Genomic DNA, 275 nt, shown 5'->3' on the forward strand with positions numbered 1-275 from the left:
CGGCGCCGTCCACAATGATGCCGAAATCGAGCGCTCCCAAACTCATCAAATTCGCGCTGACCTTTTGGTTCACCATACCCGTGAACGTGAAGAGCATCGACAGCGGGATCACCAGGGCCGTGATCAGCGCCGCGCGAATATTCCCGAGGAACAGGAACAGCACGACGATCACGAGCACTGCGCCCTCGAGCAGGTTCTTCTTGACAGTGCTAATTGCCTTGTCGACCAGGACAGTGCGGTCGTAGACGGTGATTGCCTCCACGCCCTCAGGCAGC

At 58.5% G+C, this 275-nt stretch carries 1 protein-coding gene; it reads right to left on the bottom strand.

Features of this window, described 5'->3' with window-relative positions; genetic code table 11:
• Window positions 1-275, bottom strand: a 275-nt coding sequence (locus CVH10_RS20205; protein WP_146143170.1) for an efflux RND transporter permease subunit, incomplete at both ends; no start/stop codon positions are given.

This window comes from Halomonas sp. ND22Bw (assembly GCF_003011945.1).
Lineage (GTDB): Bacteria > Pseudomonadota > Gammaproteobacteria > Pseudomonadales > Halomonadaceae > Halomonas > Halomonas halophila.